The organism is Halostagnicola sp. A-GB9-2 (assembly GCF_030068615.1).
Taxonomy (GTDB): domain Archaea; phylum Halobacteriota; class Halobacteria; order Halobacteriales; family Natrialbaceae; genus Halostagnicola.
The window spans coordinates 130,150-152,078 of sequence record NZ_JASJOC010000002.1 but is presented as its reverse complement, the minus strand read 5'-3'; the positions used below and the strand labels follow the sequence as shown (position 1 = coordinate 152,078).

Annotated in this window: 24 protein-coding genes; 19 read left to right on the top strand and 5 right to left on the bottom strand. The window is 60.5% G+C overall.

Annotated features, from left to right (window positions below; translation table 11 throughout):
• The first annotated feature begins 131 nt into the window (after nucleotides 1–131).
• The 5 genes from QNM96_RS06195 to QNM96_RS06175 all read left to right on the top strand — a co-directional run bounded on the left by QNM96_RS06195 (nucleotide 132) and on the right by QNM96_RS06175 (nucleotide 5,940).
• Entirely contained in the window at nucleotides 132–986 is an 855-nt protein-coding gene (locus tag QNM96_RS06195; protein WP_283835151.1) for a polymer-forming cytoskeletal protein, read from the top strand.
• A 335-nt stretch (nucleotides 987–1,321) separates the two neighbouring features.
• A complete protein-coding gene (locus QNM96_RS06190; RefSeq protein WP_283835150.1) occupies nucleotides 1,322–2,185 on the top strand; it encodes an electron transfer flavoprotein subunit beta/FixA family protein in 864 nt (287 codons plus the stop codon).
• Nucleotides 2,186–2,187: 2 nt separating this feature from the next.
• Complete coding sequence (locus QNM96_RS06185) at nucleotides 2,188–3,825, top strand: electron transfer flavoprotein subunit alpha/FixB family protein (protein WP_283835149.1); 1,638 nt, start codon at nucleotides 2,188–2,190, stop codon at nucleotides 3,823–3,825.
• On the top strand, nucleotides 3,825–5,522 hold the full coding sequence (locus tag QNM96_RS06180; RefSeq protein ID WP_283835148.1) for an FAD-dependent oxidoreductase: 1,698 nt from the start codon (nucleotides 3,825–3,827) through the stop codon (nucleotides 5,520–5,522). Before QNM96_RS06185 ends, QNM96_RS06180 begins: the two co-directional genes overlap by 1 nt.
• 43 nt (nucleotides 5,523–5,565) lie before the next feature.
• Entirely contained in the window at nucleotides 5,566–5,940 is a 375-nt protein-coding gene (locus QNM96_RS06175) for a hypothetical protein (RefSeq protein WP_283835147.1), read from the top strand.
• Between the two features lie 28 nt (nucleotides 5,941–5,968).
• On the opposite strand, the gene QNM96_RS06170 is transcribed toward QNM96_RS06175, so the two are convergent.
• Entirely contained in the window at nucleotides 5,969–6,199 is a 231-nt protein-coding gene (locus tag QNM96_RS06170; protein WP_283835146.1) for a hypothetical protein, read from the bottom strand.
• Nucleotides 6,200–6,361: 162 nt separating this feature from the next.
• Nucleotides 6,362–7,033, bottom strand: coding sequence for a phosphate signaling complex protein PhoU (phoU, locus tag QNM96_RS06165; protein ID WP_283835145.1), 672 nt, complete (start codon nucleotides 7,031–7,033; stop codon nucleotides 6,362–6,364).
• Between the two features lie 339 nt (nucleotides 7,034–7,372).
• On the opposite strand from phoU, the gene gfcR reads away from it, so the two are divergent.
• On the top strand, nucleotides 7,373–8,023 hold the full coding sequence (gene gfcR / locus QNM96_RS06160) for a transcriptional regulator GfcR (RefSeq protein WP_283835144.1): 651 nt from the start codon (nucleotides 7,373–7,375) through the stop codon (nucleotides 8,021–8,023).
• 216 nt (nucleotides 8,024–8,239) lie between these two features.
• On the opposite strand, the gene QNM96_RS06155 is transcribed toward gfcR, so the two are convergent.
• A complete protein-coding gene (locus QNM96_RS06155) occupies nucleotides 8,240–9,202 on the bottom strand; it encodes a transcription initiation factor IIB (RefSeq protein WP_049953109.1) in 963 nt (320 codons plus the stop codon).
• Nucleotides 9,203–9,362: 160 nt separating this feature from the next.
• On the opposite strand from QNM96_RS06155, the gene rnhA reads away from it, so the two are divergent.
• Both rnhA and QNM96_RS06145 read left to right on the top strand, forming a co-directional pair.
• Nucleotides 9,363–9,956 carry a ribonuclease HI gene (rnhA, locus tag QNM96_RS06150; protein ID WP_283835143.1) on the top strand — a complete coding sequence of 198 codons (594 nt, stop codon included), beginning with the start codon at nucleotides 9,363–9,365 and terminating at the stop codon, nucleotides 9,954–9,956.
• Between the two features lie 105 nt (nucleotides 9,957–10,061).
• Nucleotides 10,062–10,730 carry a rnhA operon protein gene (locus tag QNM96_RS06145; protein WP_283835142.1) on the top strand — a complete coding sequence of 223 codons (669 nt, stop codon included), beginning with the start codon at nucleotides 10,062–10,064 and terminating at the stop codon, nucleotides 10,728–10,730.
• A gap of 66 nt (nucleotides 10,731–10,796) precedes the next feature.
• Here QNM96_RS06145 and QNM96_RS06140 read toward each other — a convergent pair whose 3' ends face one another.
• Complete coding sequence (locus QNM96_RS06140; protein ID WP_283835141.1) at nucleotides 10,797–11,156, bottom strand: PadR family transcriptional regulator; 360 nt, start codon at nucleotides 11,154–11,156, stop codon at nucleotides 10,797–10,799.
• 200 nt (nucleotides 11,157–11,356) lie between these two features.
• Between QNM96_RS06140 and QNM96_RS06135 the strand changes: the two genes are divergently transcribed.
• The 11 genes from QNM96_RS06135 (at nucleotide 11,357) to QNM96_RS06085 (ending at nucleotide 20,955) form a co-directional block, all read left to right on the top strand.
• The gene (locus tag QNM96_RS06135; RefSeq protein ID WP_283835140.1) at nucleotides 11,357–11,890 is read left to right on the top strand and encodes an inorganic diphosphatase; all 534 of its coding nucleotides are present in this window, start codon (nucleotides 11,357–11,359) and stop codon (nucleotides 11,888–11,890) included.
• Nucleotides 11,891–12,128: 238 nt separating this feature from the next.
• Nucleotides 12,129–12,251, top strand: a complete 123-nt coding sequence (locus QNM96_RS06130) for a hypothetical protein (RefSeq protein ID WP_283835139.1) — start codon at nucleotides 12,129–12,131, stop codon at nucleotides 12,249–12,251.
• 225 nt (nucleotides 12,252–12,476) lie between these two features.
• The gene (locus QNM96_RS06125) at nucleotides 12,477–13,820 is read left to right on the top strand and encodes an alkaline phosphatase family protein (protein WP_283835138.1); all 1,344 of its coding nucleotides are present in this window, start codon (nucleotides 12,477–12,479) and stop codon (nucleotides 13,818–13,820) included.
• Between the two features lie 72 nt (nucleotides 13,821–13,892).
• Entirely contained in the window at nucleotides 13,893–14,396 is a 504-nt protein-coding gene (locus QNM96_RS06120; protein ID WP_283835137.1) for a DUF371 domain-containing protein, read from the top strand.
• A gap of 80 nt (nucleotides 14,397–14,476) precedes the next feature.
• A complete protein-coding gene (gene nth / locus QNM96_RS06115; protein ID WP_283835136.1) occupies nucleotides 14,477–15,313 on the top strand; it encodes an endonuclease III in 837 nt (278 codons plus the stop codon).
• Between the two features lie 68 nt (nucleotides 15,314–15,381).
• Complete coding sequence (locus tag QNM96_RS06110) at nucleotides 15,382–15,753, top strand: rhodanese-like domain-containing protein (protein ID WP_283835135.1); 372 nt, start codon at nucleotides 15,382–15,384, stop codon at nucleotides 15,751–15,753.
• 279 nt (nucleotides 15,754–16,032) lie between these two features.
• Complete coding sequence (gene bluB / locus QNM96_RS06105) at nucleotides 16,033–16,719, top strand: 5,6-dimethylbenzimidazole synthase (RefSeq protein ID WP_283835134.1); 687 nt, start codon at nucleotides 16,033–16,035, stop codon at nucleotides 16,717–16,719.
• Nucleotides 16,720–16,937: 218 nt separating this feature from the next.
• Entirely contained in the window at nucleotides 16,938–18,080 is a 1,143-nt protein-coding gene (locus QNM96_RS06100; RefSeq protein WP_283835133.1) for an extracellular solute-binding protein, read from the top strand.
• Nucleotides 18,081–18,106: 26 nt separating this feature from the next.
• Complete coding sequence (locus QNM96_RS06095; RefSeq protein ID WP_283835132.1) at nucleotides 18,107–19,240, top strand: ABC transporter ATP-binding protein; 1,134 nt, start codon at nucleotides 18,107–18,109, stop codon at nucleotides 19,238–19,240.
• Nucleotide 19,241: 1 nt separating this feature from the next.
• On the top strand, nucleotides 19,242–20,159 hold the full coding sequence (locus QNM96_RS06090; protein WP_283835131.1) for an ABC transporter permease: 918 nt from the start codon (nucleotides 19,242–19,244) through the stop codon (nucleotides 20,157–20,159).
• Nucleotides 20,152–20,955 carry an ABC transporter permease gene (locus QNM96_RS06085; RefSeq protein WP_283835130.1) on the top strand — a complete coding sequence of 268 codons (804 nt, stop codon included), beginning with the start codon at nucleotides 20,152–20,154 and terminating at the stop codon, nucleotides 20,953–20,955. The genes QNM96_RS06090 and QNM96_RS06085 overlap by 8 nt, the downstream gene beginning before the upstream one ends.
• A 69-nt stretch (nucleotides 20,956–21,024) precedes the next feature.
• On the opposite strand, the gene QNM96_RS06080 is transcribed toward QNM96_RS06085, so the two are convergent.
• Entirely contained in the window at nucleotides 21,025–21,831 is an 807-nt protein-coding gene (locus tag QNM96_RS06080; RefSeq protein WP_283835129.1) for a ZIP family metal transporter, read from the bottom strand.
• Between the last annotated feature and the right edge of the window lie 98 nt (nucleotides 21,832–21,929).

Below are 21,929 nucleotides of genomic sequence, written 5' to 3'. Positions count from 1 at the left end.
TTTTGACACCGAACTGTGGAATCGCGATCGGCGGCAATCGGCGACAAGAAGGTAACAAATTGACAGCTTCGTCTGACGAACGGCGGACGGCGCGAGAGGTTTAATACCGGGGGGCCACATTCGTTGCGAGTGTGGCCTTCAGTAGGGATCCGCTCGATGAACTCGTCGTTCCCGACGGGACGGAAGCCAAAGAAGTCGACCTCGTGACCGACGGGGACGTTCTCGTCGGCGGTCGCTCGACCATCGAGTTCGGCGTCCGTGGCAGGAACGTACTGCTGGGCGAGAACGTCGAGGTTGACGGCGCAATCGAAGCCGAAGGCGACTGTCGGCTCGACATGTGGTGTGACATCGACGACGACGTGCTCGTCGGGCAGGACGCCTATCTCGGCGAACGCGTTCATATCAACGGGGAACTGAAAGTCGCCGGTGACTTAGATATCGGCGACGACGTCGACATCGAGGAGGGCTTCGAGGCCAACGGCTGGATCGTAATCCGGAATCCGATGCCGACCATCGTGTTTCTGTTCGTCTACCTCAAGCACCTCCTGTTAATTGGCGAGGACGACGCTGCTCAGAAGCTCATTTCCGAGATGGTCGACGAAGAGGAGGAGGTCGAAGCAGATCCGCTGGTTATCCCGCGCAACGCTACGGTCAACGACGACGCCTGGCGCGTTTCAACGCCCGCACGAATCGGGTCGAACTGTCGACTCCACGGAAACGTGCGAGCCGAGACGATCGACGTCGATGAAGACTGCAACGTCTTCGGGAGCCTCCGCGCTCGAGGAGATGTCACCGTCGGGAGCGGCACTCGAATTCACGGCGATCTGACGACGCGAGATGGCGATGTCATCCTCGAGAAAAACGTTCGCGTACTCGGCGACGTCTCGTGTGACACGCTCGATATCGCACCTCGAGCGGAGGTCGACGGGACGATTCGTGCGGACGGCGAAATTTCGATGGGGACGACCGAACGGGACCCAGAGTAGACGAATTTTTCGCTCGAGCGATCGATCCGAACGCGGGCGAGTGCCCGAGCGAACTCGAGCGGAAAGACCGGCAAAAGCGCGTCGGCCCCTCTCGGAGAAGCGAGACGGTTCGGGCAACGACACTCCGTCGGGCCGTTCACGGCGAGCCGGTTACACCGAACGGTCACGAGCCGATCTCGACGGAGCGTTCGACCGGCTTCTCACGCCGATCCGCAAAATCGGCGTCTCGATGTCTTTCCGGTGGTGATTCTCACCCACATTCTTAATAGTACTAGTTACGATAGAGTAAGGTGAGTTATGTCACGGATACACATACCACAGACATGGAGGGACGCATGCGATCCGTCGTGCTGACGAAAGGCGTCCCCGACTTCTCGGAGGGTGCCGTTTCCTTCAACGAGGAGGGGCACTTAGAGCGCGGGAAGACGCCGACGGTGATGAACCCCAACGACGAGGTGGCCCTGGAGGCCGCCCTGCAGACGAAGGTTCGCCACGGCGGCCACGTGAGCGGGATGAGCATGGGCCCGCCAGGGTACGCGAGCGTTCTCGAGGAGGCGATGGAGTCGGTGTACGCCGACGACAGCTACCTGCTATCAGATCGGGAACTCGCGGCGTCGGACACCTGGGCGACGGCGATAACGCTCTGTTCGGCACTCGAGAAGTACCAGGAGACGGTCGCAGAGATCGATCTGATCTTCGCCGGTTTCAAGACGGCTGACGGGGAGACTGGCCAAACCGGTCCGCAAACCGCCTGGGCGCTCGAGCGGCCGATCGTGACGCACGTGCTCGCGCTGGATATCGACCCCGACGAGCGTGTGCTTCGGGCGAAGCGCCTCGTCGAGGGCGACGTAGACGAGATCGAGACTGTCGAAGCGCCGTTACCGTGTATGGTCATCGCCGATCCGGAATTTTCGCCGACCTACCGCAAAGCCTCCCATCGGCTGACTCACAAACGGCTCCGCGGAGAGACCGAGGAACGAGCCGCCGATCACGAGGCCCACCTCACGACGTGGAACCACGAAGATCTAAATCTCGATCCGGATTACATCGGCCTCGACGGCTCGCCGACCATCGTCTCGTCGGTCGATCCGATTCCGAAGGCGCCCTCCGAACGCGAAGCGACGATGATTGAACCAGATGATGGCGAAGGGATGGAACGGGTACTCGAGGAACTCCAACCGTACGCCGGGGGTGACTGAGAATGGGAATCGATCCGGAAGAACACACGATCGACGATCTGACGGAGGAACTCGAGACGATCGATGATACCGAAGAACTGAACGCGGTGCTCGAGGCCGAACGAGCTGGACAAGATCGAAAGACCGCACGCGAAGCCGTTCACAAACGACTCGAGGATCTCGACGAACAGTTGGAATCAGGCGTCGAAACGGACGACGAAACCGAAGGGGAGTACGAGGAGACGAAAGAAGACGTCGGCGAGGAAGCCGAAGGCGAGGAACTCGAGGAATCAGAGGAAGCTGAAAGCGAAGACGCCGACGAAGAATCACCTGAAGAAGACGACGCTCTCTCACACCCGACTCGAGACAAACGTCACGTGCGCGCACTCGACGGCGGCGACTACGAGGACATGTGGGTCTTCTGTGAAACCCAGCAAGGCGAGTTGCTCGAGGTCTCGAAGGAGATGCTCGGCAAGGCTCGCACGCTGATGGACGAGTTCGAGGACGAGTATGGGGACGACGAACGCGTCGTCGCGTTTCTCATGGGCGAGGACTGCGAGGGACTCGCCGAGGAGTGTATCGCCTACGGCGCGGACGTCGCCATCTACCATGACGACGAGCGACTCGAGCGATTCCTGCACAAGCCCTACACCGAAGTCTCGGCGCACATGGCTCGCGGGGAGGGCACGGTCGAGAGCACGGACTGGCGCGAGTACGACGAACCGCGGTACGTCCTGTTCCCGGCGACGAACAACGGCCGGGACCTCTCGGCGAAGGTGCAAGCCGAACTCGACTCCGGGCTCGCGTCGGACTGTTCGGACCTCTTCATCGAAGAAGAGGAGGTCTCGAACCCGGTGAAGACAGGCGAACCCGGCGTCAAGAAGACTTTCGAGAAGGTCCTCCACATGAAGCGGCCGGACTTCTCGGGCTTCGAGTACTCGACAATCCTCTGTCTGGACAACCCCGGCCGGGATTTTCACCCGCAAGGCGCGTCGATCATCCCGGGGAGCTTCGAGCCGATGGAGCCCGACGCCGACAGAGAGGGGCTCGTCGTCGAACACGACATGGACCTCGACGAGGACTGGTTCTCGGTCGAGATTACCGAATACGACCAACTCGAGGAAGGGATCGATCTGACCGGCCACGACGTGATCGTCTGTCTGGGTCGAGGGATCGGCGACGACCCCACCGGGGGGATGGAACTCGGCCTCGAGCTGGTCGACGCGTTCGAGGACGCCGTGCTCGGAATTACGCGCGGGATCGTCACCTCCTCCTACCAGTTCGAGGGCCACGTCGAGCGTTACTCCAAGGAGGAGCGACAGATCGGCGAGACGGGCCAGGTCGTTGCACCCGACCTCTACATCGCGGCGGGCGTCTCGGGTGCCGTCCAGCACAAGGTCGGGATGGACGAGTCGGATACGATCGTGACGATAAACACGGACACGGACGCGAGAATCAGGGACTTCAGTGATTACTTCATCGAGGGAGACCTTTTCGAGGTACTCCCGCAACTCACGGCGGCGGTCGAATCGGGCGATTTCGAACTCGAGGCAGTCGCGGACGGCGGCGACGGTATCAACGCTGGAGATGGTGCTGGCGGCGACGACCGCGGTTCGAACGCGGAGAACGAAGCGACCGACGCGAACGGAGGTGACGACTGATGGCGGCCAGTGAATCCGACCAGGCCGGTCAAGAGTACGAACACTACGAGGCCGTCGTCGTCGGCTGTGGACCCGGTGGAGCCGCCGCCGCGGCGAGATTCGCAGATCACGGAGTCGAGACGCTCGTCCTCGAGCGCGGCACCGAAGCCGGTTCGAAGAACGTCTCCGGCGGGCTGATCTACGCCGAGGACTCGGCACCGTACACGATCGACGACCTCTTCGAGAACTTCCGCGAGGAAGCAAGCGAACGGCCGGTCACAGACTACAAGATCCACAACATCGCCGGGAACAAGGTCAAGACCTACGACCTGACCGACCTCCACGAGCACGATACCGACTGGTGCGACGCCGTGCTTCGGCGACCGATGGACTCCTGGCTCGAGCAACGAGTTCACGAGAAGACGAGCGAGACGGGCGGCGGGGTCCTGACGGACGTTCGAGTCAACGGCCTTCTGCGCGAAAACGGCGAGATCGTCGGGGTTACCTGCGACGAACTCGATCCGATCACGGCGGATGTCATCGTCGCGGCCGACGGCGTGAACTCGGAACTCGCTCGAGACGCGAGACTGATGGACTGGGACGAGCCCGACGAGTGGTTCCAGGGCGTGAAAGCGACCGTGGAGATGGACGGCGAGACGATAGCCGATCGGTTCGAAATCGACGACGAGGAAGGCGTCGCACACCTCTTTTCGGGCGACCTGTTCGACGACGTTCGGGGCGGGGGCTTTCTCTATACGAACGAGGACTCGCTCTCGATCGGGACCGTTTTTCACCTGGACAGTCTCGTCGCGGAGCAGGCTGAGCCACACCAACTGCTCGACTCGTTGCTCACCCATCCGCTTCTCGCTCAGTGGTTCAGAGGCGAGTATCGCGAGCGCGAGTACGCCGCAAAGTTGGTCCCCGACTCGAAAAAGGTCGCGCACAAAGAGCCCTACCGCGATCGGCTCGTCCTCGTCGGCGACGCGGCGGGCCAGATGCAGGCCCAGGGCCCGATCATCAAGGGGATGAACCACGCGGTCAGCGCAGGGGCGCTCGCGGCGGACGCCTTCGTCGTCTCCCGCGGCAACTCGGACCCAGAAAGCGCCGGCCGGCGCTACGCCAAGATGCTCGAGCGATCCGGGACGATGGACAAACTCCGGCCCCGGCGGTACGACGTGGCCCGAACCGTCGGCGAGCGCGATATCGTCGCCAACGCCGTCGATCGCGTTCTCGAGTCACCGATTGGAAGCGTCGCCGTCGGAAACCCACTCTCGAAGCGAGCCATGAAACGGGCGTACAACTCCCCGTTCCTCGTTTCGATGTTGCCCGACACCAGCACGGGCTACGTGACGCTCCCGTCGATCATCGGCGAGGAACACGGCCGAACGATCCACTGGGAGAACGAGGTCGAACCGCCGACGCTCGAGGAACGGATCGGCGACCTGACCTATGATACGGACGTCGGAAATCCACACATTCGCCTCCAGGACGAATCCTTCGAGGCGAGCGGTGACGCCGTCTACGCCTGTCCGGTCAGCGCCGAGGACTTCGGCGGCGGCTGTTATCGATCGGAAACCGTAAAGACGAATGGAAGCGAGGAGACGCTCGTGAGTCTCGACACCCAGCCCTGCGTGGAGTGTGGCACCTGCGCCATCGTCGCCGACACCGAGTGGGAACACCCCCGCGGCGGAAAGGGCGTCGAGTATCGAGAGGGATGAACGATCTCGAGATGAGCACCGAAATGAGCGACCCGTCACGACAATGAGCCGATACGGTCCGCAAATCGCAGCCCTCGCGCGGCGCGCCGAACGCGACCGCCGGACGTTCGATCCCGAGACGGCGACGCCGGTCGACGGAGAGACCTATCTTCGCGAGGGTGCCGGCCAAGTGATCTGGCTCTACGTGGAGGCGCGAACCGGCGGTCGGCTGGTCCCGTTCTCCGAATCGGAACTAAAGGCGCTTCGCCGGGCGATGAACGCGTGGCTCGAGTGTTACGCGCGCTGTCACGGCGTCGAACTCGAGGCCGACTTTACCGTTCGAGGGGCCGCGGAGGTGCTCCTCGAGACACAAAACGTGTTCGATACGGCGCAGTTGTTGACGCGGGTGCCGAGTCGAACGGCCGCGACGAAGCGGTGAACCGACGAGGGGATGAGACGAGTCCTCGTTACTGCTCGTATTCGCTCGAGACGCCCTCGGAGCCGGGGTCGGGACCGATGAGCCGTTCGCCCTCGGCCTCGCGAAGGGGTTCGCCCGCCCGCATAATTTCGTAACCGAGCAGGGCGACTCCCAGTACCGTGAGGGGCGGAATCAAGAGCACAATACCGAGTATCAGTCGCTCTCGAGGAACGAACTCGAGTCGTGCCTCGAGTTCTTCGATCACGTTTCGATCGCTCATGCGTTACCTATTCGAGCACCGAATTGATAGCTGTGTGGGGGTGAACGTGTTGGAATTAGGTCGTATGTGCGAATCGAACGCACGATTCGAACCATCGTCAGGTGAGTGGAGATTCCTCGGCCAAGCTTGTGAACAGAAATCCGTTCAATTCGGTTGTCGCCCTCAGTAGATGAGCTCGTCGTCGTTTTCGACCATGTAGACCGTCCGGGCGGCGATGTTGACCGAGTGATCGCCGACGCGCTCGAGATCGCGAATCGTCAGGAGGAGACGCGAAACGTCCTGCAGGATCGTTTCAACTTCGTCGGGCGACTCGAGTTCGCGCTCGATCAGATCGCGAACGACGATTTCGCTCGCCCGCTCGGCGAAGTGGTCGAGTTCGTCGTCGCGGGTCGACAGGTCGTAACACGCCTCGACGTCCTCCTCGTCGTAGGCGACGATAGCGTCGTCGACCATCTCGAGGGTGAGCTCGCCCATCGCCTGCACGTCGACGTCGGGAAAGAGGTCGCGTTCTGCCTCCATGCTGTACTCCCCGAGGTTGACCGCTAGATCGGCGATGCGCTCTAAGTCGGTGATGATCTTGAACGAGGCGGCGATAAAGCGGAGATCGCTCGCGACGGGTTGTTGAAGCGCGAGGAGATCGATACAGTCCTGCTCGAGATCGAGATACATTCGGTTGATCTCGCCGTCGCCTTTGATCAACTCCTCCGCGAGATCGTGGTCTTTCTGCTCTAGGGCGTCGAGGCCCATTCGCAGCCGCTCCATGACGACCTCACCCATGTAACAGACGTCCTCACGGAGTTCCGTGAGCTTCTCTTGATAAGATTTTCTGGCCATGGTTCACGGACCATTCCGGGCGGGGATATAGCTTGCGCCCGGTGTCGGTTTTTGCGTTCGAAATGGACTTTCTGCAGTCAGAATTCCTCGAGTTACTCGAAAAACCGATCAGCGGAAGAACAGATACGTCTCGCTCGCGGTGCTCGTACGGAAGGATATCGATTATCGACGCTCGAGAAGCGAATCCGCTACAAGAGCGGAGCGTAATAAACACGCCGGGAGAAGTCGCCCCCTTCGGCGACGGTCAACGAACGGAACTTCTGTACGCGAGGTCTCAAGGTAACGGCCGCATTCGCGAATGACGATACGCCTATAAAAACGGGGCCCAAAACTCCGCGTATGAAAAACGTCGACGACCTCATCGAAAGCGCGTCGGAACTCGCGACGCGCGGCCTCTCGAAAGGCGAAATCGCAGACGAACTGAACGTCTCCCGCGAGACCGCGAGCTGGCTCGTCGAGCGGAGCGATACGGAACCGCAGCCGTCCGACTCCGGCCAGTCCAACGGCGCGGCCCGAAGCGGTCCGCAGGACATCCACGTCGACTGGTCCGCCATCGGCCGCGACAGCGGCCGAATGGAGTCGATCGCGTCGGCGATGGCCGACCTCCTCGCCAAACACGGTGAAGACGTCGATCTCACGATCGGGATCGAGAAAGCGGGCGGTCCGATCGCGACGCTGGTCGCTCGAGAGCTCGAGACGGACCTCGGGACGTACACGCCGGCGAAACACCAGTGGGAGGAAGGCGACATCGACGAACTCGGCGGCATGTTCTCCCGCAACTTCGCGACGATTCGCAACCGTGATTGTTACATCGTCGACGACACCATCACGAGCGGGACGACGATGCGAGAGACCATCGAGGCCATCCGTGCCGACGGCGGCAATCCGCTCGCTTGCGTCGTGCTTGCGGACAAACAGGGCGTCGAGGAGATCGACGGCGTTCCCGTCTACTCGCTGTTGCAGGTCATCAGCGTCGGGAAGGACGACTAAACCCTCGATTTCTCGAAGATTCTCGACACCACACGGATTCATCGGGACGCTGGGGGATCCGGTACGCCGCGAATTGCCTCGGCGTCGCGCGCGATGCGCTATCCTATTCAGCCGTCAATGTCACCGTATTCAGCCGTCAATGTAGCTCTCCGATAGTATAGATACCGCTCTTGGGTACCCATCGCACCAGCGCTAAAAAATCGGGAGTACGGTTCGTTAGCCGTGGATCCCCATCGCTTCGATCTGTTCCTGATAGCGGTTCCGGATCGTCACTTCGGTGACCTGTGCGACGTCTGCGACCTCTCGCTGGGTCTTTTTCTCGTTACAGAGCAGTGAAGCCGCGTAGATCGCCGCTGCGGCGTATCCGGTCGGTGACTTCCCCGAGAGGAGTCCTTCCTCGGCCGTCTTCTCGATGATCTCGTTGGCTTTGGTCTGGACTTCTTCGGAGAGTTCGAGTTCGGAACAGAAACGGGGGACGTACTTTTTCGGGTCGACGGGTCGCATCTCGAGGCCGAGTTCCTGCGAGATGTATCGATACGTTCGCCCGATTTCTTTGCGTTCGACACGTGAGACTTCTGAAATTTCCTCGAGACTGCGCGGGATGCCTTCCTTTCGACAGGCGGCATACAGCGCAGACGTCGCGACGCCCTCGATCGAGCGGCCGCGGATGAGGTCTTCTTTGAGCGCACGTCGGTAGATGACCGAAGCAACCTCGCGCACCGAACGCGGCACGCCCAGTGCGGAGGCCATTCGGTCGATTTCGCTGAGTGCGAACTGGAGATTCCGTTCGCCGGCGTCTTTGGTACGGATGCGTTCTTGCCACTTGCGTAGTCGGTGCATCTGACTGCGCTTTTTCGAGGAGATAGAACGTCCGTAGGCGTCTTTGTCCTTCCAGTCGATCGTCGTCGTCAGTCCCTTGTCGTGCATCGTCTGGGTCGTCGGCGCGCCGACGCGGGACTTCTGTTGCCGTTCCTGGTGGTTGAACGCCCGCCACTCAGGACCGGGATCGATTTTCTCTTCTTCCACGACGAGCCCACAGTCTTGACAGATGAGCTCACCCCGGTCGGAGTCTTTTACGAGATTATCCGATTCACACTCGGGGCAGGCACGTACCCCTTCCTGTTCCTCGGTCTCGTCCGTCTCACGTGTTCGCTCCCGCTGGCGGGTGGACCGTGTCATCGCACTTTTATAGTAGTATCACAGGCATATATAAATCCTTGGTTGGGGTTTTTTGACTATGGCTCCAAAACACCGAGATTCCCTGGTAGAGGGACTCATAGACGAAGTTTGCGATTCGAAACCAGAAAGACTTTATTCGGATCTGGCCGAGTTCTCACGAATGCCGGTCATCGAATGCGACGTCGAGCAGGCGCGCGAACGGCTCGAGGAAGCTGACGTCAGCGTCGAATCCGGAAACACGGATCACGAGCGTTGGCGGGCGAGCCGCGGCGATGCGACGGGTATCGCCTACGACGACAAAGTCGTCATCCAGGGATCGAACCCACAGGATCTCGAGTCGCTGTTCCGCGAGGGCGGCGGTCGCGCGCACGTCTACTTCGACGGCGGTGCACGAGGTAATCCCGGTCCCGCAGGAATCGGCTGGGTGATCGTCACGAGCGATGGAATCGTTGCCGAAGGGAACAATACGATCGGTCGCGCCACGAACAACCAGGCCGAATACGAGGCGCTCATCGCCGCCCTGAAGGCTGCACGCGATTACGACTACGATGAGGTACACGTCCGCGGGGACTCCGAACTGATCGTCAAACAAGTTCGAGGCGAGTACGATACAAACAATCCCGAACTCCGCGAGCGACGCGTGACCGCGCTCGAGTTACTCTCGGGATTCGACGAGTGGACGTTAGAACACATCCCTCGAGAGGCAAACAACAGGGCTGACGAACTCGCAAACGAAGCGCTCGATCAGGCCTGATTTGACTCATCGTTTTTCTACCGATCTGTTGCGACGGCGACCCACTCGTTCTCACCGACAACGTGTAACTGAAAAGCCGGCCGCCCTACTTCTCGAGTAAGCCGCATGAGTGACTCGAACGAAGAGGTTCCTATCGGATCGAACCGCACTGATCACGACGGCCGGACAGAGACCGAACCGGACGAATCCACCGCGGTCGACGAAACCGAACCGCCGCTCCCGAGGTCGGTGATCGATGACGCGGAACGGCTCACCAGACTCAAGCGAAGCGCCGCCGACGAGGAGGAAGCCGCCGCGTACGAAGCCGAGCGAGAAACGCTCCTCGAGGATCTCGAGTACACTGCACGCGTCAGAACGGAGGACAACGATGTCCTCGTTCTTCACCCCGAGGAGTGGCATGACGAAGAGGCGGGCGTCATCAGAACGGACCGGATAGAGGACCTCGGACGCGCCGTCGAAATTCCGCTCGAGGGGGCCGCCGATCCCGACGACTGGGAGGCCGTCGACGCGGAAAACCGTACACTCGTCGACGACATTCGTGCCGACCACGGCGACGTCCACGGAGACAACGCGGCGATGCTCGCGGATTTTATGGGTAACCACTACGCGAAACCGATCGAATCTGCGACGGCCGCGGAGCTTTCGGAGTTCCGTACCGAGTACGTCGTTAGAAATGCGTGGCCGTCCGAAGCCCAACAGGAAGCGCTCGATCGCTCGATCGAACTCGTCTACGAAACGGCCGGGGAACCGGTGCCCGAGTATCGGTCCCGATAGTCGTCGGTACGTCGCGTCTCGTCCCGTTGGAAATCGGTGTTATCGTTGTCTTCGACGAGGTCGTTTTCAGTAGCTGTCTTCGACGATGTCGGCGATCTCGTCCGCTCGGTCGTCGCCCGTGACGACCTTCGAGAGCGTCCAGTTGATACCGTCGAGGACGGCGTCATAGCCGTCGTCGGTCAGCGAGTACTCGTTCGTTCGCTTGTCGAGTTCACTCTTTTCGACCAGACCGAGTTCGACGAGTTCGTCGAGGTTTGGGTAAAGTCGACCGTGGTTCACTTCGGTCCCGTAGTAGTCCTCGAGCTCTCGTTTGATCGCCAGCCCGTACATCGGCTCTTTGGCGAGGATAACGAGAATGTTGTTCTGGAACGCGGTCAATTCGCGTGCAATGCTCTGTTCGCCCGTAACTGCTTGTGCCTCTGACATAGATTTGTAAATGTCACCAGACTATTTAAGACTTGCCAACTATTCGCCCAGATAGCACAGATATACTGCCGTCGACGGCAGTATCAACGTCTTTCGGACGGTTTCGTCGGCTCACCTCGTCGATTCGTCTGGTGGCCATCAAGTATAGGTTCCAGTTCGATTACGAAAGTACTTTTTGATCGACCCTGAATCGTTCCGGTATGGTAAACCTCTGGGAAGACTTAGAAACCGGACCGAACGCGCCCGAAGAGATCTACGCCGTCGTCGAATGTCTGAAGGGCGAACGGAACAAGTACGAGTACGACAAGGACGTCCCGGGCGTCGTCCTCGACCGCGTACTCCACTCAAACGTCCACTATCCCTCCGACTACGGCTTCATCCCACAGTCGTACTACGACGACGAGGATCCCTTCGACGTGCTCGTCCTCGTTGAAGACCAGACGTTCCCCGGCTGCGTCATCGAGGCACGTCCCGTCGCGCTGATGAAGATGGACGACGACGGCGAGCAGGACGATAAGGTGATCGCCGTTCCGTCCGAGGACCCACGCTACGACCACATCGAGGACCTCGAGGACATTCCACAACAACAACTCGACGAAATCGACGAGTTCTTCGCGACGTACAAGAACTTAGAGGAGGGCAAGGAAGTCGAAACCCTGGGCTGGGAGGACCGACAGGCGGCCTACGACGCGATCGAACACGCACAGGACCTCTACGAAGAGAACTTCGCCTAATCGGACGCGGTCGTGACCGCCCATACTGCGGTCGTTCTGACGACCACAACCGACCTCGTATTTTTCAACGGGCGTCCTTCTCCAGACAGTTATCACGATGCACCCCGAATCGAGCACACCGGCGAGCCAGCTCTCCCCGGAAGAAACCGCTGATTCACGGTAGTAATCAACGCTCGAGCACTCATGCATTATGAGCATGGGTAATTTTATTGACTGCCGGGCCGTTGGTCTACTCGTTATGGCAGCCAAAGAGTTCCCCGTTGGATACCAGCGTTCAGACCTCGCGGAAACCGACGCCGGCGTCGGCATGGCGCATCCAACCATCGTTCCGACGAACTTCGATCCGGACGTTTCCGAGTAACGCTGAAGTCGTTCGCTACGTCGCGGGTGCTGCTTCGAGACGTTTTCGAGACGTCGACGTTCGATCCGGTCTATCCCTCCTCGAGAACGGAACAGTTGCCGGAGTAGCGTTCTCGCGTGTAACTGCGGTTCGCCGTTGCTCTCGAGCGTCAAAGCCCGCGTGGCCGTTCTCGAAAACAGTGTGTGGAAACGAACCTTCTTGTATGCGCTCGGACTACGACCCCGCATGGGTCTGTTTGACCGGTTACGGGGCGATGGAAGCCCTCGAGTCGCGTTTATCGGAGTTGATGGTGTTCCGTACAGTCTTCTCACGGATAACGAAGAGCGGTTCCCGAACTTTGCGGCGTTGGCAGACGACGGGACCGCAAACGAGATTTCGAGTATCGTACCGCCCGAATCCAGCGCCTGCTGGCCCTCGTTGACGACGGGAATGAATCCCGGAGAGACGGGTGTCTACGGTTTTCAGGACCGTGAAGTAGGCACCTACGATACCTACGTTCCGATGGGCAACGAAGTACAGGCCGACCGCGTCTGGGACCGCGTCCATGAAGAAGGGCGAAACGCGACGGTCATGAACGTCCCCGTCACCTTCCCCCCACAGCGCAACGTCCAGCGGATGGTCTCCGGATTCCTCTCGCCCGGTCTCGACAAGGCCGCCTATCCGGACGACGTCCGCGACACGCTCGAAGACTTCGAGTACCGCATCGACGTCAACCCAAAACTCGGCCACCAGGAGGACAAAGCCGAGTTCATCGAGGACGCACACGCGACGGTCGACGCGCGCTTCGAATCGTTCAAACACTACATCGAGCAGGACGACTGGGACCTCTTTTTCGGCGTCTTCATGACGACCGATCGGGTCAACCACTTCCTGTTCAAAGACTACGAGCGAGACGGCGAGTTCCGCGAGGAGTTCCTCGAGTTCTACGAGAAAATCGACGACTACATCGGGAAACTTCGCGAGGCACTCCCGGAGGACGTCACGATGATCGTCGCCTCCGACCACGGCTTTACGAGTCTCGACCACGAGGTCCACTTCAACGAGTGGCTTCGAGAGAACGACTGGCTCTCGTTTCGAACCGATGAACCCGAGGAACTCGGCGACATCACCGACGACACCAAGGCCTACTCGTTCATCCCGGGGCGGTTCTACATCAACCTCGAGGGCCGAGAGCCCCGCGGTTCGGTCCCCGAGGAGGAGTACGACGAGGTTCGCGACGAACTCAAGGCCGAACTCGAGGCTCTCGAGGGACCGGATGGCCGAAAAGTGGTCGACCGCGTCGTCGAAAAGGAAGCCGCCTTCCGCGGCGACCACGACGAAATCGCGCCTGATCTGGTCGCGATCCCGTCGAACGGCTTCGACCTCAAGTCCGGGTTCAAGGCCGACTCGGATGTGTTCACGACCGGCCCCCGAAACGGCATGCACAGCTTCGACGACACCTCGCTGTACGTCGACGATCCGAACGTGACGATCGACGACGCCGACCTTTACGACATCGCGCCGACGATCCTCGACCTGATGGAGATCGAGTACAGTCGCGGCGAGTTCGACGGCGCGAGTCTCGTCTAAGCGAGAAGATACCGCAAGCGGGCACGACTTCGCGATCGATCCCATTTTCCGAGTTAAGCTGGTACGTTCGATATGAACGACTCAGTCGACGGTGACCGGAGCGACGGCGGCAAACGGACTGACGACGAGAACGCGACGTCGACACCCCTCGAGGAAGTTATCCACGCCCGGGGCCACGAACACGTCAGCGCCGAGCACGCGAGCACGTTCGAAATTTCGACCGACGACTTTCTGACGCCGGCCGGCGACTGTATCCTCGCGATCGAAGCCGACCGCGCGCCGGCTGACTTCGACCCGGAATTCGTCGAGGCCTGCCGAAACTCCGAGGCGACGATCACGGTCGCCCTCGAGACCGACGGCCACCGTGATGTCGTACAGGGACGGGGCGATCCGGACCTCGAGTTCTCGAGCGACCGGAGTGCGGTGGGTCGAACGAGCGAGTACGTAGACGAACGGACAATTATGCTCGGGGCGGAGCACGCGGCGGAGGGATTCGATCGAGAGCTTGTTGCTGCGCTCGCGGACGGCGCAGACGTGATCGTAACGATCACCGTTTCCCGAGGCGGTTCGGAGTAACTGGTCTCGTGGTGACGTTGTGTGCGACATACTCGAGCGAATACACCGGCGTTTTGCGCGCTCGACGCGTACGCGAGTGCATGACCAACGATCCGGAACCGTCCCGGAACATCAGCGGCGGCCTCGAAGGTGGCGGTATCGCGGCAGAATTCGATCCAGCGACCGCGGACACGCGGGCGGAAGCCGTCGTCGACGAACTCGGCGAACTGTACTGGCAGAAGACCTACGGCGGTCAGGACGCCTTTATCTGTCTCGTCCGCACGATTTTGAGCCAGAACACGAGCGATAAGGCGAGCCAGCCGGCCCACGACGCGCTCCTCGAGCGGTACGACGCCGACGGCATTGACGACGATCCAGCTACCGTGTCGGATCTCGCCACCGCGCTCGCGAACGCAGAGCAGAGCGAACTCGCCGAGACGATCAGTTCTGCGGGGTTGTACAACCAGAAGTCAGAGACAATCATCGACACCGCCGAGTGGGTCGAATCGGAGTTCGGCTCCGCGACGGCGTTCGACGCGTTCGTCAAGGACGAGCCGCCGGAGACGGTTCGCGAGACCTTGCTCTCCGTTCGCGGCGTCGGACCGAAAACCGCCGATTGCGTGTTGCTCTTCGCCGGTGGACGAGGCGGCGTTTTCCCCGTCGATACCCACGTCCACCGCATCTTCCGACGGCTCGGAATCGCACCGCCCGACGCGGACCACGAGGAGGTTCGCGAGGTCGTCGAACGCGAGATCCCTGCCGCGAAGTGCGGCTTCGGCCACACCGCGACGATCCAGTTCGGGCGGGAGTACTGTACCGCGCGAAAGCCGGCGTGTCTCGAGGATCCGGACGCGTGTCCGATGGCCGGACTGTGCGATCAGGTCGGCGTCTACCCGGCGACCGAGGAGGTCGTCGATCCGTCCGAAGCCGCGGAGTGACGACCGACGAAACGGTCTGCCAGAAACGATCCTCAAGGCTTTTGACGCTCGCTCGTCCACCTCGAGCAATGAGTAAAATCTCGCCGTCGGCGCTGGACGAGCAACTCGCGAGCGACAACGCCCCAGTGGTTCTCGACATTCGACCGGCCGCCGACTTTCGGGACGACCATATCGAAGGCAGTCGAAACGTTCCGGTCTACGGAGAGCTTCGAAACGGTGAGAGTCAGGGGTTTCGCGAACACCTCGAGGACCTCGATTCGGATCGGCGCGTCGTCACGGTCTGTAAGGCTGGGATCGTCGCCCGAAAAGCGACCCGAATTCTCGAGGACGAGGGCTACGAGTCAGAGACGCTGGCCGGCGGAATCCGCCGTTGGAAGGGCTACGAAAGCGATTCGTTCGGCTACCGGGTGCGTTCGGTACTGGGTTCAGTGCTTCCGTGAGCGCAGGTGCCGTGCTTTCGTGAGCGCGGAAGCTGTATTCCGTGAGTGCAATTCCGTGAGTTCGGATGCTGTATTCCGTAAGTGAGACTGGATGCACTCGGTTTGATACGGTCGGTTAACGATTTACCGGAGCAACCGAAGGACGACTCGTGGTTGCTCCGGAAATGGCTGACAACCGACCGTATAACCCGACGAGCATCCGCGAGGCGCGACACTCCCCACAGCGCGATTCCACTTCGATACGACTTTCTCACCCACCGAAATTGTTCTACTGAAGGCATGGTTGAATTCACGGACGCCGACCGCGAGGCCGTTTACAAAGCGATCTACGCGCGGCGGGACATCCGCCGGTTTCGAGATGACCCGATTCCCGAACGGATTCTCGAGCGACTCGTCGACGCCGCCCACCACGCGCCGAGCGTCGGCTTCTCTCAGCCGTGGGACCTGATCGTGATCAGCGACGAGGAGACGAAACGGGCGGTTAAATCGATCGCGGATCGGGCAATCGCGGCCGCCGAAGCGGGCTACAAGGAACCGCGCAAGTCCGAGTACGCCGCGCTCAAACTCGAGGGTATTCTCGAGTCACCCCTCAACATCTGTGTCACGTGCGACCCGACGCGGGGCGCGCCCCACGTACTGGGTCGAAGCTCGATGAAGCGCACGGACGTGTACTCGACGTGTCTGGCCGTCCAGAACCTCTGGCTCGCGGCTCGAGCGGAAGGCGTCGGCGTGGGCTGGGTCAGCGTCCTCTATCCCTCCGAACTACAGGAATTGCTCGAGATACCGCCCCACGTCAAACCGGTCGCATATCTCTGCCTGGGGTATCCCGAAGCCGGCTTTCCCGAGGAGCCGGTACTCGAGACCGAGGGGTGGCGCGAGCGACTCGAGCGCGAAACGATCGTCCACGACGAGCGGTGGGAAGCGAAAACGGAACCGAAAAACGCTGCCGATAGTGCGGAACGGTAACAAGTGATAACACTCGAGCATGAGGGGGAATCACTTGTGAACGTCCCGCATCGGCAGATGACGAGCGGTATGGCCCGTAACGAGCCTAATACAGGTGTTTTGATCTGCCGATCCGAGTGTATGTGTTTTCGACCGTTCACAGGACCCAATTCGTTCGTCTGCATGCTCTTCAGACTTCACAACGGTTAAATGTATGAGTCCGGGTAAGGCTTCCTACCATGGGTGCAGACCGACAACGGGATGTCGCAACCAATGGATCCGAGTCGAAGTTAGAGTCATCAACTGAATCTGGGGGGAAAACGACGTCTCGACGCCGTCTGCTGTCGGCTACGGCAGCGGGTTCGGCAACGGCTCTCGCAGGGTGTGCGGAGCTCCTCGGCAGCACGGACCAACTGCGCGTCATGGTCTGGAGTGGAAACTACGCTGATCACTTCGAAGAAAGCGTGGTTCCGTTATACGAGGACGAATACGATGTCGCACTCGACGTTCAACGCGGTTGGGACGAGATCCTCACCGACATCCAGTCGGCACCGGACGACGAACCGCCGTTCGACGTGACCGTCGCGGAAGGGAACTTCTACTACTACGGTCAGCAGGGCGATCTCTTCGAGCCGATTCGTGAGGAAAACGTTCCCAACGCCGACGGACTCATCGACTTCTATACGGAGATTCGAGATCCGGAGTACGGCATGCCGATCGACGGCGCGCCGTGTACTATCATCCACCGCGAAGATATGGATATCGACCCCGATAGCTGGGGCGACCTCTCTTCTGACGCCGTCCAAAACGGCGAGGGTATCGGGGTTGATACCGGCTTCTGGTGGTACCCGCTCTACGCCGCCGCACTCGGCATGGACGAAGAAGACGGTGCCGAAGAAATGCACAACGAGGAGTACCACGACGATGTCCTCGAGGAGGTCGAGGACTGGGAGGTCGATAGCTGGGCCAGCTCCGGCGAAGACATCTGGCAGGCGTTCGAGAACGAAACGATCGACGTCGCCCAGTGGTACTACGATCAGACCGAGAACGTCATCGACGACTACGACGGGCTGACCCACACGATGCCCGAACAGACCACCGGCTGGTTCAACAACTGGTGTGTCGTCAACGGCACCGACAGACGAGACGAGGCAGAACAGTTCATCAACTTCCTCATGGATGCTGAGGTACAGTCGGAGTGGTCCGAAGAAGCGCCGCTGGCGTTCAGCAACTCGGACGTCGACTACGCCGACGGAATGGAGGAAGACCTCCCGACCACGACCGAAGAGGCGGAGAACATCGCGTTCCCCGATTGGGAGTACCTCGCCGAGCACGACGACGATCTCTCCGACGAAATCTCGAGCATCCAGCAGAGCTCCTAGACGCCGACAACCGATACCAGCAACCAATGTCAGAAATTACGCTGAGCGAACTCGAGAAACAGTACGGGGAGACAACCGCCGTGGAAGACGTTTCGGTCGAAATTAACGACGGCGAGCTGCTGTGTTTGCTCGGACCGAGCGGCAGCGGCAAATCGACCACGCTTCGAATGATCGCCGGCCTCGAGACGCCGACCGATGGGGAGATTTCCATCGGCGAAGACGACGTCACCGATCGGCCGGCCTACGAGCGCAACACCTCTACTGTGTTCCAGGATTGGGCGCTCTTTCCGCACAAGTCGGTCCTCGAGAACGTCGCCTTCGGCCTGAAGATGCGAGACGTTCCAGCCGAAGAGCGCGAGGAACGCGCTCGAGCGATGCTCGAACGCGTCCAGATGGGAAGCTACGACGACGAGGACCCGACGAACTTGAGCGGCGGGCAGAAACAGCGAGTCGCGCTCGCGCGTTCGCTCGCAGTCAATCCGGACGTTCTGTTGCTTGACGAGCCGCTGTCGAACCTCGACAAACGGCTCCGTGAGGACATGCAGATCGAGCTTCGAGAGATTCACGAGGACTTAGAGGAGACGTTCGTCCACGTCACGCACGATCAGGACGAGGCCTTCACGCTGGCCGACCGAATCGGGATCATGGCCGACGGGAATCTGGTTCAGGTCGGCAGTCCGAACGAAGTCTACGAGAACCCGAAGAACCGATTCATCGAGGGGTTCCTCGGTGACACGAACTTCATCGACGGCGAAGTCGATAGAGTGACCGCCGAAACCGTCCACGTGGAGACCGAACTCGGACGGGAGATCGTTCTTCCGACGGACGAAGAGCCCGACATCGACGAGGGGGCCGAGCTAACGCTCTCGCTGCGGCCGGAAATCCTCTCGATCGATCAGCCGGTGAGCGCCCAATCCGACGGCGGTCAGACGGTGCTCGCGGACGGAAGCACGACAAATGCGGTGATCGGAACCGTCGAGAACGTCCTCTATCGCGGCTCGACGGTTCGATACTCCGTCTCGAGCAACGGCACGACGATGTTCGTCGAACGAACGGGAGCGAGTACCGACGCGCTAACCGCCGGAGACGATATCCGCATCGATTGGAACGGCGCGGACGTCCTGGCGTTCCGCGCGGACGGAACGAGGGTCTCACTGTAACATGTCCGAGAGGAATTCCGTACTCCCGAGTTCGCTCGCGTCGGCCTGGGAACCGATTGCCGACCAGTCCAGATCGAACCGGGCGCTGTTGTTGATGGCTCCGCTGATCGTCTTCGAGTTGCTGGTCTTCGTCGTTCCGTTTTTCATCCTGTTGCGGATCAGCTTCGCGGAGGAATCATCCGATCTGGTCTACGCCGAGGGAACGTGGACGCTTCAGGCGTACGTAGACGTCTTCACGTCCGGGCTGTTACGGAGTATCGTTGGGTACTCGTTCATGCTCGGAATCGCAGTGACGCTTGTCACCGTCGTGATCGCCATCTTCTATGCGTACGCCATCTGGCGATCGGACGGACTCATCAAGTCACTGTTGTTGTTCTCGGTGGTTCTCCCACTGCTAACGACGCTGGTCATCAGAACGTACGCGTTCCAGCCGTTGCTTTCGCCGACGGGAACCGTCAACGAGATACTGCTCTCGCTCGGCATCATCAATAGCTCGATTCAGATCGTTCCGAGCACCGTCGGCGTCGTCATCGGCCAGACCTACATCGTTCTCCCCTACGCCGTGCTCGCGATTTATAGCGTGATGGCGACGATGGACTGGCACGTCGTCGAAGCCGCGCGCGATCTCGGCGCGAGCCGACCGCGATCCGTGCTTGAGGTCGTCGTGCCACAGGTGATGCCCGGTATAATCGTCGCGTCGGTCATCTCCTTCGCCTGGAGCGTCGGCGCCTACGCCGCACCGGATCTGCTCTCGAACAGCATCTCCTTTGCGATGCAAGTCGAGGACCTGATGCTCTCGGGGCTCCGGTATCCGCTCGCGGCCGCGTTCTCGGTCGTGATGCTCGTGTTGATGCTCGTCTGTATCGGCGTGTTATTTGCCGTCCTCAACCGCTTCGGAGGTGACTTCGAACTTGCATAGAGAAACGTTCGAAGACGTGGCGTTCCGCGCCGGATACCTGGCGTTGCTGGTATTCATGCTACTCCCCTTGCTCGTGGTCATCGTGACCTCGTTCTCCGGATCGGGTCGGATCGCCTTCCCGCCGGATAGTTTCTCGCTCGTGTGGTACGGGGAGTTCTTCGAGAGCATCCGCTGGCTCAACGCGTTCACGAACAGTCTCATCGTCGGCTTCGGGACCGCACTGGCCGCGACGGTGCTCGGCGTGATGGGCGCGTTCGGACAGGAGATAGAGGACGGATCCTTCGGTAAGCTCCTAGCACCGCTCGTTCTCATCCCGCTTTTGATCCCGCCGGTCATCCTCGGGATCACCCTGTTGATGTACTTCAACGAGGTCGGTCTTCGCGGATCCTACGCGAGCATCGTCCTCGCTCACACCCTGTGGGCGACGCCGCTCGTCTACTTCGTCATGCGATCGGTGTTCAGTCGATTCGACTGGCAGCAGTTAGACGCGGCACACGACCTGGGAGCCGGTCCGATCCGGTCGTTCGTCCAGGTCGTCCTGCCGAACGTGAAACATGGAATCTTCGTGGGCGCACTGCTCGCCTTTATCATCAGCCTCCAGGAGTTCGTGATGGCGCTGTTCCTCTCGACGCCGAACACCGAGACGATCCCGGTGTTGGCCTGGACTGAAATCCGGCAGGCGCTGGATCCGATGGTGAGCGTCGTCTCGACGTTCCTGATCCTGATCTCGGTCGGGGCCATCGTCGTCGCCGTTATCGCGACGAACCTCGAGTGGCTGTCGAAACAGCTGTCTTGATCGATCGACAGCCGTCCTGACCGGCCGACAGCCGTCTCGAACGGTCGGTCGAAATTTTCGGCCGCCGCACTATTCGGTTAACAACATGATTGGAAGCATGAGTACGATACCCGTCACGATTCCAACGGTCAGCTCGAGTCGCCCACCACGGGTGAGGCCGGCATCGCGACCTTGCTCGAGGGCGTCGGGAAAGATGTCATGTAGGACCAGATAGATCATCGCACCGGCGGCGAACCCGAACCCGTAGGGGAGAAACTCGCGGGCGGAAGTGACGAACGCGTAGGCGATGGCGGCCCCGATGGGTTGGGGGATGCTCGAGAAGACGGCCCACCCGAAGATTCGAGCGTTCGGGACACCGAAGGTCTTTAGCGGGATTGCGATGGCCAGCCCTTCAGGCAGGTTCTGTACGGATATCGCGACGGTGATAAAGATCGCCAGGGACGGAACAACGAGACCGACGACGACGAGATCGCCCTCGATTCCGAGGTCGGCGAACGCCACGCCGAGTGCGACGCCCTCCGGGAAGCTGTGAACGGTGAGAATGCCGACGATGAATACGAGCTTCTTGAAATCGGCGGCCGCCATCTCTCTCGGTGCGAATTCGTACCCGCTTATCGCTCGATCAGCCGCGATCACGATCGCGACGCCGACGAGAAGACCGACGCCGACCTGAATGGCCGTCCCTACCACGAGCCCCTCAAACACGAAGCCGAACACTGATGCGAACAGCATGACTCCACCGGCGAACCCCCACAGGACGACCGTGAGCCGATCGCCGATTTCGTCGACAAAAAAGACCGGAACGGCTCCGACGCCGCAAACGATCGCCGTGAAAACCCCAGCGGCGAGCACGAAACCGAGTTCAGCACCAATCATTTGTGCGTCACGTTCGTTCGAACCGCTCAAGCGTACACCGTCCTAGAACAAAAGGAACCTCGTCGCTGGGAGAGATCATAAAAAAGGCGACGGTAGCG